Below are 22,699 nucleotides of genomic sequence, written 5' to 3'. Positions count from 1 at the left end.
AACAGGCACTGATCGACGCGCCGCGACAATCACATTCTCATCCTGATTGACGCGCAATCATCATCCAGTTTGTCGCGCTACAATCAGCAACAGGAAGCAGTGCATCGGGACCGCCAGTGTCGAAGAACGCCATATGATACCTATGCTTTCGAGTTGGATCGTGGTCCGACGCCGCCGAGTTCGACGAATGCGTCGGCATATCGGCTCAGGATGCCCCAAGCCAACTGACAGGTTGCCCAAGCAGCTCACCGCACACCGTTATCATTCACCAAGATCTGCCATGGAACCGGCCAATCGCGGCAATCGCGCTTTCAAAGCAGCTGAGATGCTTTCGTGCACCCCTGCCGCAAAGTCGTCGGGCATGACCGACAATGCCTTTCCCGGGGCGCTATCCGCCGTATCCAGAAGCTCCGCGATTGCGTCGGACATCAGTTTCGCGCTGAGCCCTGCAGCCTTGCCACTCTGCACGAAATGCCGCCCCATGATCTCCGACATCCCGTAATGGCGGCTCTTTCCGGCCGACATCGCGATACGGAACTGATTTTGGGCGATCTGGCCCATGTCGAACGCGGGCTGGGCCGACAGGACGTCATATAACGGCGTCGATCGGAACCCGCCTCCCGGCTCGAGGAAAATACTGAAATTCTTTGCGTGCCCATCCGTCGCGCCCATGAGCCAGAACAGTATCTGACTCTTGAAGAAGGCGGCTTGGTCGCTTTGCGGATCATTAGTCCCCCGGAGCAGTTCCACGATATGCCGCATGCCTGGCCCACCATCGCTCTGGTATTTGCGCGTTGGTGGAATTCCGAGTGCCTGACAGCAATCTTCCTGAGGAAGGCGCAGAATGCGGCTACCATCGCGCCAGCGCCGATCAAACCGTTCAACGACGAGGACGCGCCGTTGCCCGAATGTCATTATCTCGGTCGACGCCACTTTCAGCCCGAAGGCTTCCATCAGCTTTAGACAATAGTGCTCGTTGTCGACGCTGTCCGACATGTCGATCATGCCCTCGGACGTCGGAATCTGGCCGAGCTGCGGTTTGAGAATATGCGTGGTCGGAGTGGTGCCTAGCGGTCGACACCAGCGCCCGTCCTTCAGCAGCAGCGCGGTCTTCTCCTGCGCGCCTGCCACCGATATCCGGAATTCCTGTTCACGGTCGACGCCCAGAGGAGCGCTGGCAAGGTCCGCCAGCATGGCCTCTATCTCCGCATCGCTGATGTCCTGGGCTTCAATTGCTACAGCCGTATCCAGATCCGCTCCCTCGGGAATGAACTGCATCGCGCCGACGCAGTCGCGTCCAATTGCCTCCAACAAGCTGTAATAGTCTGTACCTTGCGCCCCCATCCGCTCTGCAACACGCCTTCGGACGGCATCGCGATCCGGCAGGAGATTATCGAAGACGGCGGCGACCTCTGCGCCGCGGTATGCATCCAGGCGCAACGGCAGGGACATCGATACCGCGAACCGGTGCTCCCATTGCAGCCATTTTGCTGCATACTGAAAGGAGGTCGCACCATTGGCGGCCTTTTCAAGACGGCCGACAAGACGCCCGTTAATCAGGACATCTAGAGGAGCATGGCTTTTCTTGCGCGCCATAGCCTAGAAGACATCCTCGATCGATTTGCCAACCTTACGGCGCGGTACGATCTGCATATCCAGATCCAACGCAGCGATAATCCCTAGAAGTGTCTCGAGCTTCACTCCCTCACTTCCGTTCTCGACGGCAGAGATCGTCTTTTGATGCGTCCCTACTTTGCCAGCAAGGTCGGCCTGGCTCATGGATCGACGCCGTCGCTCCGTCTGGAGCAAAGCGCCTAGTTGGCTGGCAAGCCGTACCACTTGTTCCATGAGAGCTGCTCCGTCTATAACCTACGAGGTATATTCGTAATATATACCCCACAAGGTATTTTCAAGAGATATACCCTATAGGGATTAAATCCGAGATATAACCCTTAAGTTATAATTTCTGCCAAATCTCAGTCATGTCAGGCCGCATCGGGGCGCTTCCGCGTTGCAAAGTTCGGCTTGAGAACCTTGGCTCCATCGCGAAGGCGCTCTAGTTCATCCGACCAGAACTGCATCAAGGCGACCCGCTCGCTCCAGTATTCGCCGCGCGTGTAGGCACGGCGCACCCCATTGTTTTCCATGTGGGCCAGCTGACGCTCGATCGCATCGGGATTGAACTGCCCGGTATCATTGAGAAGGGTCGCGGCCATCGCCCGGAAGCCATGCGCCGTCATTTCCTCCTGGCCAAAGCCAAGGGCCCTGAGTGCCGCATTGACGGTGTTTTCAGACATCGGACGCTGACCGGTCCGAAACGAAGGAAAGCAATAGCGGCCATGGCCTGTCAGGGCCCACAGTTCCTCGAACAGCCCTGCTACCTGGGCCGAAAGAGGCACGCGATGCGGCCGACGCATCTTCATCTTCTCGGCGGGAATGTTTCCAGACGCTGCGATCGAAGTCGAACTCCGCCCACTCGGCCTGCCGAAGTTCACCGGGACGCACGAAGAGGCTGATAGGCTTCCGCCAGCGTCAGGCCATTGGATGGAACAGAGGCCGGGCATTCCGCCGACACCCGCACTTTCTCTACGATGGGCTGAGCTACGGTCGGCAATCGCGAAATCGCGTCATCCGCAGTCGCGCCGATTCCTGCTCGAATACGGTCAAACTCAGCCTCAATCCCAGCCATGACGATGGGCATTCTCCGCAGTGCCGTCTGGAGGCTGTCCGTCTTCAACGAACGCCAAAGTTCCACCCGGCTGAGAGGCTCTTGAAGATCGCATGGCACGTGACGGCGGACATAGAACCGCCCGCTACGAAGGCGCATACCTTTTGGCAGCAAACCGGGACTGAAACCGTAACAGCCGCGCGGACCCTTTCCCGCAGATTTCCGGGACTTTCGCTGCGGACTATCGACACCAAACCGTAGCAGTTTATCGTAGCGAAACGAACTTGGGGGACCATCTTTCGATGATCCCCCAACGTTCTCAAGCACTTGAGAAGTGCTGGTGCCCAGAAGAGGACTCGAACCTCCACGCCCTTGCGAGCGCCAGCACCTGAAGCTGGTGCGTCTACCAATTCCGCCATCTGGGCACTTTAGCGAGGGGGCGAAGCGCCGTCCCCGCTGGGTAGGAGGGCGCCTCTAAGGGGCAGCCGAAGTCTTGTCAACACCATCCGACGCAACATTTTTCATTTCGTGCATTTCGTTGTCCGGTTGCCCCGTTCACAGGCTTGTGGCAGGGGCTAGGACGCCCGTGCGGCAGCGCGGGACACGTCGAGCGCAGCGCGACCTGAAGGACCGATCCAGACCATGACTACCGACACCCTCTCCGGCAAGATCGTCACCATCCTGGGCGGTAGCGGCTTCGTCGGCCGCCATCTCGCGCAGGAATTGCTTGCACGCGGTGCCCGCCTGCGCATCGCCAGCCGCCATCCCAAGAAAGCCTACGCTATCAAGCCCCTGGGCAATCTGGGTCAAGTCCAGTTCGCGGGTGTCGACGTCACCAAGGCCGAAACGCTCGCCCCCGTGTTGGCCGGGTCGGACGCCGTGATAAACCTCATCGGCGCGTTTGCAGGCAATCTCGATGCTCTACAGGGCAATGGTGCAGGCGAAATCGCGGCGGCGGCCAAGGCTGCGGGCGCCACCGCCTTCGTACACGTCTCGGCGATCGGTGCCGATGCAGGTTCGGCGGTCGCCTACGCCCGCACAAAGGCCGAAGGCGAAACCGCCGTGCTGGCCGCCTTCCCTAGCGCCACCATCGTGCGTCCCTCGCTGATGTTCGGCTCGGACGACAACTTTGTGAACATGTTCGGCGAGTTGATCTCGCGCCTGCCCGCGTTGCCGGTCTTCGCGCCGCAGGCAAGGCTGCAGCCGGTGTTCGTCGACGACGTGGCCGTGGCCATCGCCAATGCGCTTGGCAACGTCGCCGCACAGGGCAAGACCTTCGAACTCGCCGGACCGGAAATCATCACCATGCTCGATCTCAACCAGCGTATTGCCAAGGCACAGGGCCGCTCGCGGACTTTCGTCGAACTGCCGGATGCGGTTTCCGGCCTCATCGCCGCGACGACCGGCTGGCTGCCCGGCGCTCCGATCTCCAGCGACCAGCTCAAGCTGCTGCAAGCCGGCAGCGTGGCGAGCGATTCGGCTGCGGGCCTCGCAGAGCTTGGCGTGACGCCGCGCCCGCTCGGCCTGTTCCTCGACCGCTGGATGGTGCGCTTCCGCAAGCACGGTCGCTTCGGCACCAAGACTGCCAGCGCCTGAACGTCACGGACCTGAACCGGTCCGACTGGAAACGAAATCCCGTCCCCGCCTGCCGGAACCGTCCGGCGGGCGGGGGTTTGTTTCTCCACGTCCGGGGCACAGCCCCACAGCGAGAGGAGCACGCCCCATGACCACCCCAGACATTGCCTGGACGACGCAGCAGGGAACCATCCGCAAGGGAATGAAGGTGATCGCCGCCGACGGCAGCTTCGTCGGTACCGTTGCCGCGCTGGAAGGCGAGGAACTTATGCTGGAAGGCGGTTCGCACGAGTTCGTCGCGATCACCCAGGTCGATGGTGTGAGTGCCGATGCAGTGCTTCTTTCCGACCGTGGTGACGCGACGTTCGGGCTGGGCGCCACACCCTGAACCCACGAACTGACGAGCCGTTTACAGCCCGAGACGAACGCCGGAACGTCCTTCGAGGGTTCGCCGTTTCATCATCACAAGCCCCGAGATGATGGAGAGATACAATGTTCGAGAAGCTGCGCGTGCGTGAGCACATGGAAGTAACGACCAGCACAGGACAGCACGTCGGCACGGTAGACGAGGTAAAGGACGACCAGATCAAGCTGACCCGCTCGGACAGTTCCGACGGAGCCCATCACTACATCGCGTTCGAAAACGTCGAAAAGATCGAAGATAACCGCGTGTACCTGAAGCAGGGTACGCCGATCCCGATGGGCGTCGGCGCCAACTGATCCAGAACCACCGAGCTGGCAGCGCGTCCCCCCTCGCGCGCTGCCTTGCGTAACCCCGGTCCTCTCAGGGAAGGCCGGGGTTTTCATGGGGGCCGGGACTCATCAGCGCATCCCCCCGGCGATGCCTTGCACGTTATGATACATAGTGAATAGCATCTCTTCCCAACTTCTGCCCCCGTTGATACTCGACACACCAAGAACAGACCGCACGAGGGGGAAAAGGCGTGATCTCTGGCTTAGGCAAGATCGCTATCCGGTTGTCACTCGCCGCGCTGGCGCCGATCGCGCTGTCATCGTGCCATCGCCCCGCCCAGCCGATCGAGGAACAAACCGTCGTCGATCCGGACGAATGGCCGAGCTGGGGGCGGACCGGCACCGAGACCCATTACTCGCCGCTCGACGAGATCGACACCGGTAACGTCTCCAGGCTGAAGCTCGCGTGGTACTTCGATCTGGAACCGGGCTACACGCCCACCACCCCGCTGATGGCCGAAGGCAAAGTCTTCATCACCACTGGCCACTCACACATCCGCGCGCTCGACGCGGCGACAGGCGGGCGGTTGTGGGAATACGATGCCGGCACCCGAGAACGGGCGAAGACAGCGCTGCAGATGTCATGGGGCAGCAAGGGCATCGCTTATGACGCAGGACATGTCTTCCTCGTCACCACGGATGGCTACGTAGTCTCTCTGGACGCCCGGACCGGCAAGGAAGCCTGGAAGACCCTGGACTTTCCGGACAATGCGCCGCGCAACGCGAACGGTCCACCTCGCGTCTTCGGAGGCAAAGTCATCACCGGCTTCGGTGGCGGCGACATCAGCCCGGCTCGGGGGTTCGTCAGCGCCTACGACGCCAGGACCGGCAAGCTGGCCTGGCGCTTCTACACCACGCCCGGCGACGAGGTAACGCCGGTAAACCGCAAGGCTGAAGAGGTCATGCGCAAGACGTGGCCAAGCGGCTGGAAGAACCCCGACGGCACCCGGCGTGGCGGCGGCGGTACGGCGTGGAATGCCTTCGCCTATGATGCCGAGCTGCGCCTCGTATACCTCGGCGTCGGCAACGGTTTTCCCTACAACCAAAAGCTGCGCAGCCCAGGCGGCGGCGACAACCTGTTCCTCGCCTCGGTAGTGGCGGTGAACGTCGATACCGGGGAATACAAATGGCACTACCAGTTGTGTCCCGGTGAGCAGTGGGACTGCACCGCCACCTCCGACATGACGCTGGCGACGCTCACGATCGATGGTAAGAACCGCAAGGTGCTGATGCAGGCACCCAAGAACGGGTTCTTCTATGTCCTCGACCGAGCGACGGGACAGTTCATCTCGGCTCAGAAGATCGCCAAGGTGACCTGGGCCGAGCGCATCGATCCGACGACCGGCCGCCCGGTCGAAAACCCTGGCATTCGCTACAATGGCAAGCCCGGCCTGTTCGAGATGTGGCCGGGTCCGACCGGCGCGCATTCCTGGCAGCCGCAGGCCTACAGCCCGCAGACCGGGCTGGTCTATGTGCCCGTGATGGACCTGCCCGCGCTCATCGGCGATGGCCAGAGGGGCGGCGGCGAGGTTGCGGCAGGCATGGGCGTCACGCTCATCCCCGAAGTCGAGTTGCCCGGCGGCCACAGGAGTTACCTCAAGGCATGGAACCCGGTCACCCAGACCGAGGCCTGGCGCGTCGACCTTCCCGGCACCTGGCCCGGCGGTGTCATGGCGTCGGGCGGCGGGATCGTCTGGCAAGGTCAGATCGACGGCAAGTTCGTCGCGCGGGATGCCGGCACCGGCAAGGAACTTTGGGCTTTCAAGACCGAGAGCCCGATCGTCGGCGCTCCGATCTCCTACCGCGTGAACGGGCGACAGTACGTCACCGTGCTCACCGGGGCCGGCGGACAGGGAGCGGGCATGCAGACGCTGGGCAATGCCGCCTACCGCACCGATTACCGCCTGCCGCGCCGTGTGCTGACTTTCGCGCTCGACGGCAAGGACACTATCCCGCCGTTCGCGATGCCCGCTCTGGAACCGATCTCGGACCCCGGCTTCAAGCCCGACCTCGCCCGGGCGCAAGCCGGCGCGATGCTGTTCGGCACACGCTCCTGCATCGTGTGTCATGGCTGGAACGCGGTGGCCGGCGGCGCGGCACCGGACCTGCGCTATTCCCCGGCGATCACCGACGCAGCGACCTTCCGCACAATCGTCAAGGAGGGTGGGCTCAAGCTGAACGGCATGCCGCCCTTCCCGCAGTTCACCGATGCCGAGCTAGAAACCTTGCGCTTCTACCTCCGTGCCCGCGCCCAGGCAGCACCGGCCGAGCAAAAGGCGCTGCTCGACAAGGCAAAGGCCGCCAAGGCCAGCAATGCCAGGCCGCAGGACTTCGCGGGCCACTGGAACATTACCATCCAGTCCCCCGTCGGCCCCCAGAAGGCGGTCATGGACCTGACCGTCAAAGGCCATGTGGTGACCGGAAAAATCTCTGCGGAACAAGGCGCTGTGGAAGTCGCCGGGGGTATAAGGGACGGCCGCGCGAAGTTCGAGGGACGCGCCTCCATGCCTATGCCGATCACCGTGAAATACGACGTCACGGTGCGCGATGGAAAGCTGGTCGGCGAAAATTCCAACGGTCCTTTTGGAACTTTTCCTGTCTCGGGCGTTCGCTGAACTACGGATTTCCGCTCATCGGAGCGGAAGCACGACCGGCCAGAATCGCATTGTCGAACCCCGACCGCTGGGCTTGGACGATTCCGGTCTGTTGACCGTTAGGAGAAGAACAATGTCGCCCACCTTCAAGAAAATCGCTCCGGCCGTGGTCATTCTGGCCGGTTCCATGGGCCTCGGCGGCTGCGCCACCAAGGGTTTCGTGCGTGAGCAGGTCGCCGCCGTGAACCAGCGCGTCGATGCCCTCGACAGCCGTTTGCAGCAGACCGATGCGACCGCACAGGCCGCCCGTTCCGAAGCCCAAGCCGCATCCGGCCAGGCCCAGCAGAACAGCCAGCGCATCGACCAGCTCGGCGGCCGTGTCGACAGCGTCGAACAGCGAATGGCCGAAGCCCAGCGCAAGCGCGCCCGCAACTGATCCTTACGGCTACTCCGATAGTCCCGGCTTGATTCGAGTACTTTGACAGCGATGAACACGGTTTCCAGGGCGCTCGCCGGACTTCTGATGATCGGTGTGGCGTTGACAGGCTCCCCGCCTACATGGGCGGCGAAAAACGCCCGGTCGGCAGGACCGAAGACATCGCAACCGCAAAGAATCGCGCCGGACAGCACGGCGATCCAGTCGCCAGACGCAACCCGCGTCGCCGACTGGATCGCCGCGTCGGGGGATAACAATGACCTGCCCTACGCCATCATCGACAAGAAGGCCGCAGCGCTGCTGTTGTTCGATGCAAAGGGCGAAAAACTGGGTCAGGTGCCGGTCCTCTTAGGCATAGCGCCGGGGGATGATGCGAGCCCGGGCATCGGCAGCAAGAATCTCTCCGAGATCGGCCCTGCCGAAAAGACCACGCCTGCCGGGCGCTTCCTTGCAAAGTTCGGCGTGGCTGCAGGCAACACCAGGGTGCTGTGGGTGGACTATGCGACCTCCGTGGCGCTGCACCCCATTCCTCGCCCGGGCAAGCCGAAGGAAAGGCGTCGAGAACGGATGCTTTCTCCTACCAGCGAAGACAACCGCATCACGTTCGGATGCATAAACGTGCCAATCGCGTTCTATACCAAGACCATCAGCCCGCTATTCCGGAAGAGGGGCGGCTACGTCTACGTAACTCCGGACATGAAGCCGCTTGAAGAGGTATTCCCGCGCATTCGCATGCAGTCTTTCGCGAATACCGGCAATTGACGCCTTGCCACGAGCATATCATCCGGTTGTTGAATTGAGGCGCAAACACTCTTCAGAAACATTGTAGAAATAATTCTTCCCTTTCCGTCGATCGTGTGCTAAAGACATTCTGGTCCCATTATTATGAATACTTATACCGTCTTCGGTGTGCTTGATTAGCATGCTCGAAGCCGGAGTACTTGTATGCAAGCATCGCCTGGTGCCGCCCGAGAAGGCGGGACATCCCCCCAGCGCTTGACAGTCCCACCGCGAGCGCCACGTATTTCGTTTCGGCCTGCCGCTTCCATCGTCAGCAAGCTCTTGCGGCGCCCTGTTGCCGAACTGATTTCGGCCGCAAGCGATTCCTGGCAGATCGCACCCGGGACCGAGGTCCGCGTGCGGCCGGCGATATGCCTGCCGGGCCAGCTCGACCGCATCCGTGGCTCTGAATTCGGGACCTTGGACGAAGTCGTCCGGGACTTCAGGGGAGACTTCGCATCGATGCAGGGGGCGACGATGGGCTATCGCCTCAAGGACGTGCTTCTCGCCGATGGCGCACTCTATGCAGGGGGCGCGATGCGACACTTGCGCGCCCGCGCGATCTGGAAGCCTGCCGCGACACCTGCATGCGAGTTCGACACCGCCTCGATCTACGAAAGCTGGATCGGCAACAGGTGGTTCGGGCTCTGGCTGGCGAACGACTGCCCAACCTACAGACTGGCGCAAGAAACCGGGCATCCGTTCACGACCGGCATGCCGACAGGCCACAAGAAGGATTACGAGGATCGGCTGGGTATGGCGCCAGAGCGCGGGTTCAGCGCGTGGTTCCGGGAACTCCACGTCTTCGATGATGCCGCCAACAACCGACACAAGCGACAACGGGCGGATGCCATTCGGGATCGTCTGGCCCGTGATGCGATGCCGCCGCATCCGGGCGTGTTCCTCCTGAGGGGCAGCACAGGCGATCCTCGGGTGTTGCGCAACGAATGGGCGATCGCCGAGCGGCTCGGGCGGGCACGCGGCTTCCAAATTCTCGACCCCAGCCACGCCAGTGTCGATGAGATCGCTCACGTCTGCGCGAACGCCGGCGTCGTCGCAGGAGTCGAGGGCAGCCATCTCAATCACGGCTTCGCGGTGATGCCGCCGAATGCCTGCGCGCTGGCCATCTTCCCGCCGACGCGCGCGGTTTCCGTGATGAAGATGCTGACGGACAGACAGGAGCAAGACTTCGCGGTCGTCATCGGCGAAGGGAATGACGAGATCTTTGCCGCCGACATCGACGATATTGAAAGGACGCTCGATCTCGTGAAGTCCTGATCTCACCGCCGTCCAAACGAAAACGGCCTCCCGGTTACCCGGAAGGCCGCTCTCGGTGAAACTTCAGCGCCTTATTGGCAGGCGAGACATTCATCGTAGTCGGTCGAGCCGCCGCTGGCCGCCAGTTCGAACTTGGGCAGTTCGCTGGTGTTGTCGGCTTCCACGCCGCCCGCGAAACCGGCACGCTGCACCGACTTGGAGCGCAGGTAGTAGAGCGACTTGATGCCCTTTTCCCACGCCTGGAAGTGGAGCATCATCAGGTCCCACTTGTCGACGTCGGCCGGGATGAACAGGTTCAGCGACTGCGCCTGGTCGATGTAAGGCGTACGATCAGCCGCGAATTCTAGCAGCCAGCGCTGGTCGATCTCGAAGCTGGTCTTGTAGACCGCCTTTTCCTCGGCCGAGAGGAAGTCGAGATGCTGGACCGAGCCGTTCTGCTCGAGGATCGAATTCCACACGTTGTTGGAATCCTTGGACTTCGAGGCCAGCAGCTTCTGCAGGTAGGGGTTCTTCACCACGAAGCTGCCCGAGAGCGTCTTGTGGGTGTAGATGTTCGCCGGGATCGGCTCAATGCAGGCCGAGGTGCCGCCGCAGATGATCGAGATCGACGCGGTCGGCGCGATCGCCATCTTGCAGCTGAAACGCTCCATCACGCCCTGGTCGGCGGCGTCGAGGCACGGTCCGCGCTCCTTGGCGAGCATCATCGAGGCTTCGTTGGCCTTGGCGTTGATGTGCTGGAACATCTGCAGGTTCAGCGCCTTGGCCATCGCGCTTTCGAAGCCGATGCCCTTCTTCTGCAGGTACGAGTGGAAGCCCATCACGCCCATGCCGACCGAACGCTCGCGCTCCGCCGAGTAGCGGGCGCGGGCCATTTCGTCCGGCGCGCGGTCGATGTAGTCCTGCAGGACGTTGTCGAGGAAGCGCAGCACGTCCTCGATGAAGCGCTTGTCACCCTTCCACTCTTCCCAGGTCTCGATGTTGAGCGAGGAGAGGCAGCACACCGCCGTACGGTCGTTACCAAGGTGGTCGCGGCCAGTGGGGAGGGTGATTTCCGAGCACAGGTTCGAGGTCGAGACCTTGAGGCCGAGATCGCGGTGATGCTTGGGCATCATGCGGTTCACGGTGTCGGAGAAGACGAGGTAGGGCTCGCCGGTGGCGAGGCGCACTTCGACCAGCTTCTGGAACAGCGAGCGGGCATGGACCTTGCCGCGCACCGAGCCGTCCTTGGGGCTGCGCAGGGCGAAGTCGGTGCCGTCGCGCACGGCTTCCATGAACTCGTCGGTCAGCAGCACGCCGTGGTGCAGGTTGAGCGCCTTGCGGTTGAAGTCGCCGGAGGTCTTGCGGATCTCCAGGAACTCCTCGATCTCGGGGTGCGAGACATCGAGGTAGCAGGCGGCCGAGCCGCGGCGCAGCGAGCCCTGCGAAATCGCGAGGGTCAGCGAATCCATTACGCGCACGAAGGGGATGATGCCGCTGGTCTTGCCGTTGAGGCCCACCGGCTCGCCGATGCCGCGCACGTTGCCCCAGTAAGTGCCGATGCCGCCGCCGCGCGAGGCGAGCCAGACGTTCTCGTTCCAAGTGGCGACGATGCCTTCGAGGCTGTCCTCGACCGAGTTGAGGTAGCACGAGATCGGCAACCCGCGCCCGGTGCCGCCGTTCGACAGCACGGGGGTGGCGGGCATGAACCACAGGCGCGAGATGTAGTCGTAGAGACGCTGCGCGTGCTCCTGGTCGTCCGCATAGGCATCGGCCACGCGGGCGAAGAGGTCCTGATACTTCTCGCCGGGAAGCAGGTAGCGGTCGTCGAGCGTTTCCTTGCCGAAGTCGGTCAGGAGCGCATCACGCGACGCATCGGTGACGATAGTGAAGCGGCGATCGTGGATCGTCTTGGAATCGACGACCTTCTTCTTCGTCTTCGGCGCCTCGACCACCAAATCGGCGGTCGAGGTATCGGTCTTGTCCATAGCCACGGCCGAGGCTTCCTTTTTCATCGCCGCTTCGGAGACATGCCCGGCAAGGAGCGACTCCATATCGACTTGCGCGGGATCCGCGTAGCTCACATCCGAATCAGACACGTGTCCGTCGCTTCCATTCCTGAAGTCCACTGGTGCGCCCCCAATGTATCGTCAAAACCTGTCATCGAACCGCCACGAGGGCGATCCAAACTGCTTTCGGCGGCCGAGCAGGCCGGCACCGAGTCGAAGGGCGCTCAAGAACGTCCCATCTATCAGAACCAGCACAAAAAGAGAACGACATTCCCTGCCAGACCACCGGCGCGCCGGTTCGAGAAGTCTGGTCCCAAGTTTCCTGACGGGCTCCGCACGGACCTTTCGGCTTATGCGCTTTATCCCTAGGTATTGAGGCCCCTCGATCGGTGCGACACAACCTATAGTGCCCTTTCCAGCGAGAGGTTCAAGAGGGGGCCGGAATATGGCGTCGGCCCATGCATTCGTCACCGGGCCGTCACCTGACTGCCGCGACGCGCCGAATTTCCGTTGTCTTGCAGAAGCGCAACCCTTTGAATCGGCCCTCGCCTCCTAAATTTTTCCACATAAATCACCGGTGAGACGAATCGGGCGTGCGACGAACGGAGACGGTCAAGACCCAACGCAGCGACGTTCCCCAGCAATCCCATCGGCTTTCGTCGAGATGCGTGCGTCGCTTAACGAGGACCTGCAACCACCAGCCGGCTCGCCGCTTATCAGCGTGAATGCGACGGCGCTGCGGCGCGTAGGGGAGTTATTCTACAAATGCTGAACATCATCGGTGCCATCATCAGCGGCCTCGTCATCGGCGCGCTGGCCCGGTTCTTCTATCCGGGCGCAGTGCCCATGGGCTGGATCGCAACGATCCTGCTGGGCGTCGGCGGCTCGCTGCTGGCGGGGCTGGTGACCAGCCGCGGGCGCGGCGATTTCAGCCGCGCCGGATGCCTGGCCTCGGTGATCGGCGCTATCGTGCTGATCTTCCTCGGGCGGGTGTTGCATATCGGGTGACCCCTCGATCCCGTCATTGCGAGCGAAGCGAAGCAACCCAGGGCAGTTTTGCTCTGCCCTGGGTTGCTTCGCTTCGCTCGCAATGACGCGGTGGCTCAGGGCACCAGCACCGTGTCCAGTGGCTGCGCATCCGCCGCCGGATAATCCAGCGTATAATGCAGCCCCCGACTCTCGTGCCGTTTCAACGCGGATTCGACGATCAGTTCCGCACTCTGCAGCAGGTTGCGCAGTTCGATCAGGTCGGTCGAGACGCGGAAGTGGCGGTAGTATTCCTCGGTCTCGCCATTGAGCATCTGGATGCGGTGCATGGCGCGCTCCAGCCGCTTGGTGGTGCGCACGATGCCGACATAGTTCCACATGAACCGGCGAATCTCGGTCCAGTTCTGCTTGATGACCACTTCTTCGTCGGAATCGGTCACGCGGCTTTCGTCCCAGGCGCGCACTTGCGGCGGCGCCTCGAAGCTGTCCCACTTCGCGAGAATATCCGCCGCCGCCGCCTCGCCGAAGACGAAGCATTCGAGCAAGGAGTTCGACGCCAGACGGTTCGCCCCGTGCAGCCCGCTCTCGGTGCACTCACCGGCGGCATAGAGGCCCGGCAGGTCGGTGCGGCCGTCGAGGTCCACGAGGATGCCGCCGCAGGTATAGTGCTGCGCGGGCACGACGGGGATCGGCTCCTTCGTCATGTCGATGCCGAGGCCCATCAGCTTCTCGTAGATGTTCGGGAAGTGCGCCTTCACGAAGTCTTCGGGCTGGTGGCTGATGTCGAGGTGGACGTAATCTAGGCCGAAGCGCTTGATTTCGGAGTCGATGGCGCGCGCCACGACGTCACGCGGGGCCAGTTCCAGCCGCTCGGGATCGTAGAAGGTCATGAAGCGCTTGCCGGTGCGCGGGTTGATCAGGTGCCCGCCCTCGCCGCGCACGGCCTCGGTGATGAGGAAGTTCTTGACGTCCAGATTGTAGAGGCAGGTCGGGTGGAACTGCATCATCTCCATGTTGGAGACGCGCGCGCCCGCACGCCAGGCCATGGCGATACCGTCGCCGGTGGCGCCGCGCGGGGCGGTGCTGAACTGGTAGACGCGGCCCGCGCCGCCCGTCGCCAGCACGGTGGCGCGGGCGGTGAAGGCCTCGACCCGGCCGCTCTCCTCGTTCAGCGCATAGACACCCCAGACGCGGCCCGAGCCCGAATAGCGCAGCTCATGCCGCCCGGTAATCAGGTCGATGCACGAATAGCCGGGAAGCAGGGTGATGTTGGGGTGCGCCTCGGCGGCCTGCAGCAGCGCCTGCTGCACCGCCCAGCCGGTGGCGTCGGCAACGTGGACGATGCGGCGATGCGAATGGCCGCCCTCACGCGTGAGGTGGAGCGCCTCTCCGTCCATGTTGAACGGCACGCCCAGTTCGACCAGCCGCTCGATCGCATGGGGTGCCCGCTCGATGACGAACTCCACCGTCTCGCGCCGGTTGAGGCCAGCCCCTGCGACCATGGTGTCGCGGACATGCTCCTCGAAAGTATCGCCGGCATCAAGCACGGCGGCGATGCCGCCCTGCGCCCAGGCCGTCGAACCGCCGGTCAACGTGCCTTTGGCCAATACCGCGACCCTGACCTTGTCGGCTACCGCAAGCGCAGCCGTAAGCCCGGCCGCACCGGAACCGATCACAAGGACGTCGAATGCGCCGGCGGCGCTGGATGGCGTTTCCATGACGCCGCTCCTAGCGCCCGTTGCACATGGATCGCAATAGTTTGCGCGCGCCGCCACTTGCATGTTGCGGTGCGGTATCGTTCTTATATAAGATAGACCAAGTCATTACAAACACGGTTAACTTACGGCGATTTTGCTTCTTGCCAAGCACGTTGATTAGTCTAGTCAGCTTTCGCTTCTCATTGAGGAACCTATCTCGTGGCGATCTCGATTCCGCTTTGCTTTGCCAATAGGCATGAACCGGTGCGCAACGATGTGAAATGGGATGGCCTCAATTATACCGGCACCTGTAAAAATTGCGGAAAGACTATTCGCCGACAGAAGCACAAGGTCTGGAAACTTGACGACAGCGAAGCAGCCGACAAGTAAGTAAGAATCCTTAGCTTTACAAAATGCCCCTCATCCTCCTGAATATTATTAAGGAAAAAAGGGGATACAGGCCTTTGCTTGGCCCCGGCCGCCTCAATGTAAAATTTTGTTAATCGCGCACGTAAAGGCGCCCCCGGGCGAGGCCCGGGAAATATGAGACAGCTGCATCATATTTGAAAACGGCGACGAGTCGTTTCGCTCGTGCGCCGAGTCGCCGGTTATACTCAGGCTGCCGAACGCACCGCGCTGGTCAGGCTGACGAACACGTCTTCGAGGTCCGCTTCGCGAGTCGTCACGTCGACGATCGCGAAACCCTGCGCCTGCAGGGCCGACATGATCTCGCCCGCATTGGCGCGATCCTTGTCGTACGTGATCTCCAGAACCCGCTCGCCGGTCTTCACGCACTTGATGAAGCCGGGGTGGCTGGGCAGTTCGGTAACGTCGCGGTCCAGCGTCAGGACGATGATCTTCTCGCGCGCCATGCCGACCAGTTCGCGGGTCGGCTTGTTGGTGATCAGTTCGCCGTGGTTGATGATCGCGATGCGGTCGCACAGTTCCTCGGCTTCCTCGAGGTAGTGCGTGGTCAGCACGATCGTCGCGCCTTCCTTGTTGAGTTCGCCCACCAGTTCCCAGAGCTGGCGGCGCAGCTCGACATCGACGCCCGCCGTCGGCTCGTCGAGCACCAGCACGGGCGGGCGGTGCACCAGCGCCTTGGCGATCAGCAGGCGGCGTTTCATGCCGCCCGACAGCGTGCGGGCATAGGCATCGCGCTTGTCAGCAAGGTGGACCGCGCGCAGCAGGTCTTCCGAGCGGCGCAGCGCCTTGGTGATGCCGTAGAGCCCGGCCTGGATTTCCAGCACCTCGAACGGCGTGAAGAACGGGTCGAAGACGATCTCCTGCGGGACGATGCCGATCGCGCGCTTGGCGTTGCGCTGGTCGCGGTCGATGTCGAAGCCCCAGATGTCCACCGAGCCGGAAGTCTTCATGACCATGCCCGCCAGGATGTTGATCAGCGTCGACTTGCCCGCGCCGTTGGGGCCGAGCAGGCCGAAGATGCCGCCTTCCGGCACATCGAACGAGACGCCCTTGAGCGCCAGCTTGCCTTCGCCGCCTCCGGCCGGGGCATAGCGCTTGACGAGATCACGGATGGCGATTGCAGGGGTCGAGGTGCTCATGGCCGTGCATGTGGGCCATGATCGCCACGGCGTAAAGACCGCAGGTGCCGCGTTGACGCTCTCGCGGCAGATGATATGATCCACACTATATCACTAAGCGTCGCCAATCGAGCGGCCGATATTGGAGAGCGCCCATGGCAACCGCAACGACGATCACCACGCCCCCCATCGAGAAGGATTACTTCACCGACCATTCGGTGCTGCTCGACCCTTACGACTATTTCGAGACGATCCGCGCCCACGGCCCGGTCCATCAGATGCAGAGCCGTGACGTGATCGTGGTGACCGGCTTTTCCGAGGCGCTCGAAGTGCTGCTGAACAAGCGCGACTTCTCGTCCTGGCTGAACCCCGATCCGCTGGCGCCGCTGCCCTTCGCGGTGGAGGGCGACGACATCTCCGCCCTGCTGGGGGCCTCGCCGAACGGGCAGATGGAACTGATGGTCTCCTACGACGGCGACAAGCATCTTGCCGCCCGTTCGCTGCTCAACCCTCTGTTCGTGCCCTCGCGCCTCAAGGCCAACGAAGCGTTCATGCGCGCCTATGCCGACGACATGGTTCGCGAGGCCGTCGCGGCGGGCGGGTGCGAACTGGTGGGCTCCATCGCCACCCCCTTCGTCACCATGGTCATCGCCGATCTGCTCGGCGTTCCGGCAGAGGATCGCGAGGCCTTCCGCAAGATCATCGACGATGCTCCCCCGCCCGGCAACATGGACACGCCCGACGCGCAGAGCATCCATCCGCTGATGGTCATGGCCGGCTACTTCGTGCGCTACATCGCCGAGCGCCGCGCCCGGCCGCAGGACGACGTCATGACTGAGATGGCGCTGGCCACGTATCCGGACGGCTCGACGCCCGACGCGATGGAGGTGGTGAAGTCGGCGATGTTCCTTTTCGCCGCCGGGCAGGACACCAGCGCCAAGCTGATCGGCAATGCCTTGCGCCGCCTGTGCGAGGATCAGGCGATGCAGCAGGCCCTGCGCGAGGACCGTACGCTGATCGGCCCGTTCCTGGAGGAAGTTCTGCGCGTCGAAGGCTCGACCAAGGCCACCTTCCGCATCGCCGCGCGGGCGACAAAGATCGGCGACATGGACATTCCCGCCGGCAAGCGCGTGGTCGTCTCGCTATCCGCCGCCAACCGCGACCCGCGCCGCTGGGACGAGCCGGGCGAATTCCGCATCGGACGTCCGCGCATCAAGGAGCATCTGGCGTTCGGACGCGGCGCGCATACGTGCGCCGGGGCACCGCTGGCACGGGCGGAAGTGGCGGTCCTGCTCGACCGTCTGCTGGAGCATACCAATACCATCACGCTCGACGAGGCGCATCACGGCCCCGCGACCGCACGCCGGATCGACTACGAGCCGAGCTACATCATCCGGGGACTCGCGAACCTTCACTTGCGGTTCGAGAGTAAAAGCTGATCTGATATTGCAAATAACCGTCATTGCGAGCGAAGCGAAGTAATGACGGAAGATGACTCAATCCGATCGCTTTATGCTCCAAGGTTACGACGCATCATGCTGTCGGTCGAACGCCGTCCGGCTGGCCTCTATCGCCGGACGCGCATCGATCGCCCAGGCGCCCAGCGCCTGCACCGGCCCTGCGAGCGAACGGCCGAGGTCGCTCAGTGCATATTCGACCCGCACCGGCACGCCGACGTGGACGGTACGTTCGACCAGCCCGTCCCGCTCCAGCGCGCGCAGGTTGCGCGAGAGCATCTGCTGCGACACGCCCCGGATCGCGCGCTTCAATTCATTGAAATGGAGCGGCGCCTCGAGCAGCGTCATCACCACCAGCATCGACCACTTGTCCCCGACCCGGGCGAGAATGTCGCCGACGAGGCGGCAGTCCTTGCCGTTGGGGTCGTGGACGATCGCTTCCTGCGGAGCGGCGGCAGGCCGGTCAGCTTCGTCGAACGTAGTCAGCTTCATGGTACCAGGTCCCGAAAATATGCGCTCTTGGCGCGATCATTCCAGCAACATAGCTAGACTTGGTCACATTTCCAGACTGAGGCACCCTCCCATGAAGCTTCTCCACCTCGATTCCAGCATTCTTGGCGACAATTCGGCCAGCCGCGCCATTTCCGCCGCCATCGTATCCTCGCTGACCACGGCCGATCCCTCGCTCGAAGTCACCTACCGCGACCTCGCCGCCGAGCCGCTGGCGCACCTGACCCTCGACGTCCTCGGCAACCCCGAGGGTACGCCCGAACTGGCGCAGTTCCTTGACGCCGACGTGGTGGTGATCGGCGCGGGCTTCTACAACTTCTCGATCCCCAGCCAGCTCAAGGCCTGGATCGACCGCATCGCCATCGCCGGCAAGACCTTCCGCTATACCGCCGAAGGCCCCGTCGGCCTCGCCGGCGACAAGAAGGTCTACGTCGCGCTCGCCCGCGGCGGCTACTACGGCGAGGGCCAGCCCGCCGCCGCCTTCGAGCACGGCGAGAGCTACCTGCGCGCGGTGCTCGGCTTCATCGGCGTGACAGAGCCGACTTTCGTGCTGGCCGAAGGCATCGCCATCGACGCCGACACCCGCGCGAAGTCGGTCGCTGCCGCGATCGAGGAAGCGGGTTCGCTGGTGGTCGCGGCCTGAGCTGCACGCGATTCGACCATTCCCATTTACCCTCGTCATTCCCGCGCAGGCGGGAACCCATCTCCCGACCGTGCCTGTTGCATCGGCATCAGATGGGTCCCCGCCTTCGCGGGGATGACGGGTTTTTGGTATCGACGTTGCGACTGTTGCCATTCCATCTGGAAATCGCCGCAAACCCTTGGTAATCCGGCGGCACCATGACCAACGCGCCCGAAACCGTATTCACCGATTCCCACCGCGTCTCCTGCAACGGGGCCACCGATATTCCCGGCGGAGCCGCGCTCGGCCATCCCCGCGTCTGGCTCGAAATCGACGAGAAGGGCTATGTCGAATGCGGCTACTGCGACCGCCGCTTCGTGCTCAAGGGCGGGGTTGCCGACAACGGGGCAGACCAGCAGGCCGCCTGATCCCTTCGCGGTTCTTGTCTTTCGCGCGGGGATAATGCTGCCTATATCGGCGGCATGACCATGACCGACCCGCGCTCGCTGCTCTACACCCAGCTCTCGCCCGAAGAGGCACAGGCGCTCGCCGCCGAGACGCTCAAGTCCTGCGAGGATGGCGAACTGTTCATGCAGTTCGTCGCCAGCGAGGCGTTCGGTTTCGACGACGGCCGCCTCAAGACCGCCGACTATTCGCGCGACGCGGGCTTCGGCCTGCGCGGCGTCTCGGGCGAGATGACCGGCTTCGCCCATGCCAACGAAATCTCCGCCGCCGCCATCCGCCGCGCCGGTGAAACACTGCGCCTGCTAGATCCCGCCACCGGCATTCGTCCGGCCGCCCCGCAGCGCACCAACGCCAAGCTTTACACCGACGTCTCCCCGCTCGACCTCGTGCCCTTCGCCGAAAAGGTGCGCCTGCTGGAGATGATCGACTCCGCCGCCCGCGCCCGCGACCCGCGCGTGGCGCAAGTCAGCGCCAGCCTGTCCGGCTCGTGGTCGGTGGTCGAGATCGTCCGCCCGGACGGCTACATCGCCACCGACGTGCGCCCGCTGGTGCGCCTCAACGTCTCGATCGTGGCGGAAAGCAACGGGCGGCGCGAAACCGGCTCGTTCGGCATGGGCGGTCGCTTCCTCTACGACGACCTGTTCAAGCCCGAGAACTGGAATGAGGGCATCGATACCGCCCTCGCCACCGCGCTGGTGAACCTCGAAAGCATTGACGCCCCCGCCGGTGAGTTCCCCGTGCTGCTCGGCCCCGGCTGGCCGGGCGTGATCCTGCACGAGGCGATCGGCCACGGCCTCGAAGGCGACTTCAACCGCAAGGGCACTTCGGCCTTCTCCGGCCGCATCGGCGAGCGGGTGGCCGCACCCGGCGTGACCATCGTCGATGACGGCTCGATCCCGAACCGCCGCGGCTCGCTCACCATCGACGACGAGGGCACCCCCACGCGCGAGACGGTGCTGATCGAGGACGGCATCCTCAAGGGCTACATGCAGGACCGCCTCAACGCCCGCCTGATGGGCGTCGAGCCCACCGGCAACGGCCGCCGCGAGAACTACGCCCATGCCCCGCAGGTGCGCATGACCAACACCTTCATGAAGGCGGGGAACGACAACCCGGAAGAACTGCTCGCGGGCATGAAGAAGGGCATCTTCGCCAAGAACTTCGGCGGCGGGCAGGTCGATATCGTCTCCGGCAAGTTCGTGTTCTCGTGCACCGAGGCCTACATGGTCGAGAACGGGAAGCTGGGCGCTCCGATCAAGGGCGCGACGCTGATCGGCGACGGACCTTCGGTACTCACCAAGGTCAAGGGCATCGGCAACGACCTCGAACTCGATCGCGGCGTCGGCGTGTGCGGCAAGGGCGGCCAGAGCGTGCCCGCCGGTGTCGGCCAGCCCACCCTGCTTATCGAGGGGCTGACGGTAGGCGGCACCGCCTGAGCCGAAGTATGTCGCCGGGGCTTCGACAAGCTCAGCCTGAGCGGGTTTGAGAGGATTACCCTGCTCCCGCTCACCCTGAGCCTGTCGAAGGGCGCGAACAGTCAGCCCAAGTTCAGACGAATCGTGCTACACACAAGATCAACGCGGGGTGCGTCAACTGAGGAAGAAGGCCATGAAGACGCTTGCGATCTGCGCGACACTCGCTGTCGCTTCGCTGCTCGCCATGCCTGCCGCAGAGGCCCGCACCAAGCTGACCGGTGAGCAACAGCTCGCCAAGATGCTGGACGGGCGCGAAGCCGGCAAGCCGGTGAGTTGCATCCCCTATTCGCAGACCCAGAACACGACCGTGATCGACAAGACCGCGATCGTCTACCGGGTCGGCGGCACGCTCTACGTCAACCGTCCGACGAATGCCGACCGGCTGGACGATGATGATGTCATGGTGACCAAGCTGTATACGTCGCAGCTGTGTCGCCTCGACACCGTGCAACTGCATGACCGCAACGCCAATTTCATGTGGAACGGCTTCGTCGGCCTGCAGGATTTCGTCCCTTACAAGAAGGTCGCATCGGCCAACTGAGCCTGAGCGGTCGCACGAAGAAGGCGGTCGGGGACCTCCCCGGCCGTTTTCCTCGTTTTGCTGCACTGCAGCGACTATCCGAACGGGTTAGCCACTCCGATACGGTTGTCCTGCCGCGCCAAGTCTGAAAACCTCCCCATGTACCGAGATCAGATCGATCTCGTCACCGTCAAGGATTCGGGCCGTGCAGGACCCCACCCACCCGCAGGCCCTCACGCCTCTCAAGCGCGCGGCCGTCTACGCAAGCGTCTTCCTGACCCTCGTGGGAATAGTCGATGCCTTGCACAATATCCCGGTGGTATCCGGGTGCGCCTTCTACGGCAACTGCGAGAGGGAATCCTTCCGCGATCCTCCCGGTAAACTCGGCAAGGACGTCCCGTGAGCGGCGAGGCGCCGGCGCTGGTCATCTACGATGGCGAGTGCATCTTCTGCCAGAACTACGTGCGCATGCTCAGGTTGCGCGACAGCGTCGGCCCCGTCGAACTCGTCGATGCACGCAGCGACGACCCGCGCGTGGCCGCGATAGCGGCGCAAGGCTTCGACCTCGACCACGGCATGGTCTTCTCCTACCGCGAGCGGATTTACCACGGCTCCGACGCAGTGCATGCGCTGGCGCTGCTGGCATCGCCCTCCAGCCTGTTCAACCGCATGAATGCCCTGCTTTTCTCGCGGCCGACCATCGCCCGGCTCAGCTATCCTTGGCTGAAGGCGGGGCGAAGGGCGACCCTGTGGCTGCGCGGGCGCAAGCGCATCGCACAGTCTCCTGCCGCCGGGGACTGACCGGCACCTAACGACACCGAGGGGAAACTTATGTCGTCGGCACCAGGCACTCCGCTTTTCCGCCCGATCGCGTGGCGCAGCCTGTCGCAGGGCGCAGTAACGCCCACTTTCGACGGCCTGACCGCCGTAGCCCCTTGCTGGGGCGTCGCGGCACTGTTCAGCATCGTCGGCGATCCGTGGGGCCTGACCGGGCGCGAAGGCGCGGTCTACATGCTACTGGCATGGTCGGTCGTGGCCACCAGCGTGATGACGATCCTGTTCCCGCGCAAGACTTACGCCTTCGTCGCCCTCGCCGCCTGCACAGTGCTGCTCTACGCACTGCGTCTGCCGGTCGCATCCAACAACAAGACGATCACCACGATGTTCGACTTGTGCATCCTGCTCAGCGGTGCAGTGCTGGCCGCACAAGGGAAACTGACCCGTGAGCGCCTTTACGAGTCACTGCGCACTCCGGCGCGCCTGATCCTCGCGACGATGTATTTTTACGGGATCTTCCATAAGTGTCTGATTCAAAATTGCGGGCGTGGCAATCAGGGCCTTGCGATGCGGCGA

The 22,699-nt window shown here is 63.2% G+C and carries 23 protein-coding genes, 1 tRNA gene and 2 pseudogenes; 17 read left to right on the top strand and 9 right to left on the bottom strand.

Annotation, left to right across the window (positions count from 1 at the left end):
- Positions 1–261: 261 nt before the first annotated feature.
- The 5 genes and pseudogenes from QRN25_RS14500 to QRN25_RS14485 all read right to left on the bottom strand — a co-directional run bounded on the left by QRN25_RS14500 (position 262) and on the right by QRN25_RS14485 (position 3,093).
- A complete protein-coding gene (locus tag QRN25_RS14500) occupies positions 262–1,596 on the bottom strand; it encodes a type II toxin-antitoxin system HipA family toxin (RefSeq protein WP_285020050.1) in 1,335 nt (444 codons plus the stop codon).
- A 3-nt stretch (positions 1,597–1,599) separates the two neighbouring features.
- A complete protein-coding gene (locus QRN25_RS14495) occupies positions 1,600–1,848 on the bottom strand; it encodes a helix-turn-helix domain-containing protein (protein WP_271184171.1) in 249 nt (82 codons plus the stop codon).
- Positions 1,849–1,985: 137 nt separating this feature from the next.
- Positions 1,986–2,511, bottom strand: a pseudogene (locus QRN25_RS14490) (tyrosine-type recombinase/integrase); the annotation flags it as partial.
- On the bottom strand, positions 2,492–2,827 hold the full coding sequence (locus QRN25_RS26370; RefSeq protein ID WP_309299000.1) for a DUF6538 domain-containing protein: 336 nt from the start codon (positions 2,825–2,827) through the stop codon (positions 2,492–2,494). The pseudogene QRN25_RS14490 and the gene QRN25_RS26370, both read right to left, overlap by 20 nt.
- 179 nt (positions 2,828–3,006) lie before the next feature.
- Positions 3,007–3,093: transfer RNA gene (locus QRN25_RS14485), tRNA-Leu, on the bottom strand.
- A 217-nt stretch (positions 3,094–3,310) separates the two neighbouring features.
- Between QRN25_RS14485 and QRN25_RS14480 the strand changes: the two genes are divergently transcribed.
- From QRN25_RS14480 to QRN25_RS14450, 7 genes are all read left to right on the top strand, one after another.
- Positions 3,311–4,264: a complex I NDUFA9 subunit family protein gene (locus tag QRN25_RS14480; RefSeq protein WP_285020049.1), complete on the top strand. Its 954-nt coding sequence runs from the start codon at positions 3,311–3,313 to the stop codon at positions 4,262–4,264.
- Between the two features lie 127 nt (positions 4,265–4,391).
- Positions 4,392–4,631: a DUF2171 domain-containing protein gene (locus QRN25_RS14475; RefSeq protein ID WP_271184173.1), complete on the top strand. Its 240-nt coding sequence runs from the start codon at positions 4,392–4,394 to the stop codon at positions 4,629–4,631.
- Between the two features lie 104 nt (positions 4,632–4,735).
- On the top strand, positions 4,736–4,963 hold the full coding sequence (locus QRN25_RS14470; RefSeq protein WP_271184174.1) for a DUF2171 domain-containing protein: 228 nt from the start codon (positions 4,736–4,738) through the stop codon (positions 4,961–4,963).
- Between the two features lie 224 nt (positions 4,964–5,187).
- Positions 5,188–7,611: an outer membrane protein assembly factor BamB family protein gene (locus QRN25_RS14465; RefSeq protein WP_285020048.1), complete on the top strand. Its 2,424-nt coding sequence runs from the start codon at positions 5,188–5,190 to the stop codon at positions 7,609–7,611.
- A gap of 112 nt (positions 7,612–7,723) precedes the next feature.
- Positions 7,724–8,026: a hypothetical protein gene (locus tag QRN25_RS14460; RefSeq protein WP_271184176.1), complete on the top strand. Its 303-nt coding sequence runs from the start codon at positions 7,724–7,726 to the stop codon at positions 8,024–8,026.
- 51 nt (positions 8,027–8,077) lie between these two features.
- Entirely contained in the window at positions 8,078–8,788 is a 711-nt protein-coding gene (locus tag QRN25_RS14455; RefSeq protein WP_285020046.1) for a hypothetical protein, read from the top strand.
- A 183-nt stretch (positions 8,789–8,971) separates the two neighbouring features.
- A complete protein-coding gene (locus QRN25_RS14450; RefSeq protein ID WP_285020045.1) occupies positions 8,972–10,084 on the top strand; it encodes a glycosyltransferase family 61 protein in 1,113 nt (370 codons plus the stop codon).
- A 71-nt stretch (positions 10,085–10,155) separates the two neighbouring features.
- On the opposite strand, the gene QRN25_RS14445 is transcribed toward QRN25_RS14450, so the two are convergent.
- The gene (locus QRN25_RS14445; RefSeq protein WP_285020052.1) at positions 10,156–12,114 is read right to left on the bottom strand and encodes a ribonucleoside-diphosphate reductase subunit alpha; all 1,959 of its coding nucleotides are present in this window, start codon (positions 12,112–12,114) and stop codon (positions 10,156–10,158) included.
- Positions 12,115–12,834: 720 nt separating this feature from the next.
- On the opposite strand from QRN25_RS14445, the gene QRN25_RS14440 reads away from it, so the two are divergent.
- Positions 12,835–13,077 carry a GlsB/YeaQ/YmgE family stress response membrane protein gene (locus tag QRN25_RS14440; protein WP_036529465.1) on the top strand — a complete coding sequence of 81 codons (243 nt, stop codon included), beginning with the start codon at positions 12,835–12,837 and terminating at the stop codon, positions 13,075–13,077.
- A gap of 95 nt (positions 13,078–13,172) precedes the next feature.
- Here the strand turns inward: QRN25_RS14440 and nadB are convergent, their stop codons facing one another.
- Positions 13,173–14,774 carry an L-aspartate oxidase gene (gene nadB, locus QRN25_RS14435; protein WP_285020044.1) on the bottom strand — a complete coding sequence of 534 codons (1,602 nt, stop codon included), beginning with the start codon at positions 14,772–14,774 and terminating at the stop codon, positions 13,173–13,175.
- A 198-nt stretch (positions 14,775–14,972) separates the two neighbouring features.
- Here nadB and QRN25_RS14430 point away from each other — a divergent pair, with 198 nt between their 5' ends.
- On the top strand, positions 14,973–15,143 hold the full coding sequence (locus tag QRN25_RS14430; RefSeq protein WP_155986451.1) for a hypothetical protein: 171 nt from the start codon (positions 14,973–14,975) through the stop codon (positions 15,141–15,143).
- 224 nt (positions 15,144–15,367) lie between these two features.
- Here QRN25_RS14430 and QRN25_RS14425 read toward each other — a convergent pair whose 3' ends face one another.
- Positions 15,368–16,318 carry an ABC transporter ATP-binding protein gene (locus QRN25_RS14425; RefSeq protein WP_008831209.1) on the bottom strand — a complete coding sequence of 317 codons (951 nt, stop codon included), beginning with the start codon at positions 16,316–16,318 and terminating at the stop codon, positions 15,368–15,370.
- A 134-nt stretch (positions 16,319–16,452) separates the two neighbouring features.
- Between QRN25_RS14425 and QRN25_RS14420 the strand changes: the two genes are divergently transcribed.
- Positions 16,453–17,736, top strand: a complete 1,284-nt coding sequence (locus tag QRN25_RS14420; protein WP_285020042.1) for a cytochrome P450 — start codon at positions 16,453–16,455, stop codon at positions 17,734–17,736.
- Positions 17,737–17,820: 84 nt separating this feature from the next.
- Here QRN25_RS14420 and QRN25_RS14415 read toward each other — a convergent pair whose 3' ends face one another.
- A complete protein-coding gene (locus QRN25_RS14415; RefSeq protein ID WP_285020041.1) occupies positions 17,821–18,246 on the bottom strand; it encodes a winged helix-turn-helix transcriptional regulator in 426 nt (141 codons plus the stop codon).
- A gap of 91 nt (positions 18,247–18,337) precedes the next feature.
- Here QRN25_RS14415 and QRN25_RS14410 point away from each other — a divergent pair, with 91 nt between their 5' ends.
- The 7 genes and pseudogenes from QRN25_RS14410 to QRN25_RS14380 form a co-directional block, all read left to right on the top strand.
- Positions 18,338–18,907 (top strand): FMN-dependent NADH-azoreductase, encoded by a 570-nt coding sequence (locus QRN25_RS14410; protein ID WP_285020040.1) that lies wholly within the window; start codon positions 18,338–18,340, stop codon positions 18,905–18,907.
- Between the two features lie 197 nt (positions 18,908–19,104).
- Positions 19,105–19,314 carry a zinc-finger domain-containing protein gene (locus QRN25_RS14405; protein WP_285020039.1) on the top strand — a complete coding sequence of 70 codons (210 nt, stop codon included), beginning with the start codon at positions 19,105–19,107 and terminating at the stop codon, positions 19,312–19,314.
- Between the two features lie 54 nt (positions 19,315–19,368).
- Complete coding sequence (tldD, locus tag QRN25_RS14400; RefSeq protein WP_285020038.1) at positions 19,369–20,787, top strand: metalloprotease TldD; 1,419 nt, start codon at positions 19,369–19,371, stop codon at positions 20,785–20,787.
- Between the two features lie 172 nt (positions 20,788–20,959).
- Entirely contained in the window at positions 20,960–21,367 is a 408-nt protein-coding gene (locus tag QRN25_RS14395; protein ID WP_271184184.1) for a hypothetical protein, read from the top strand.
- A gap of 184 nt (positions 21,368–21,551) precedes the next feature.
- Positions 21,552–21,749 (top strand): hypothetical protein, encoded by a 198-nt coding sequence (locus QRN25_RS14390; RefSeq protein WP_271184185.1) that lies wholly within the window; start codon positions 21,552–21,554, stop codon positions 21,747–21,749.
- On the top strand, positions 21,746–22,147 hold the full coding sequence (locus tag QRN25_RS14385) for a thiol-disulfide oxidoreductase DCC family protein (RefSeq protein ID WP_271184186.1): 402 nt from the start codon (positions 21,746–21,748) through the stop codon (positions 22,145–22,147). Before QRN25_RS14390 ends, QRN25_RS14385 begins: the two co-directional genes overlap by 4 nt.
- A gap of 30 nt (positions 22,148–22,177) precedes the next feature.
- Positions 22,178–22,699, top strand: a pseudogene (locus tag QRN25_RS14380) (thiol-disulfide oxidoreductase); the annotation flags it as partial.

It is taken from the genome of Novosphingobium sp. fls2-241-R2A-195 (assembly GCF_030209485.1).
GTDB classification, from domain to species: Bacteria; Pseudomonadota; Alphaproteobacteria; order Sphingomonadales; family Sphingomonadaceae; genus Novosphingobium; species Novosphingobium resinovorum.
This window is presented reverse-complemented; position numbering and strand designations above follow the sequence as displayed.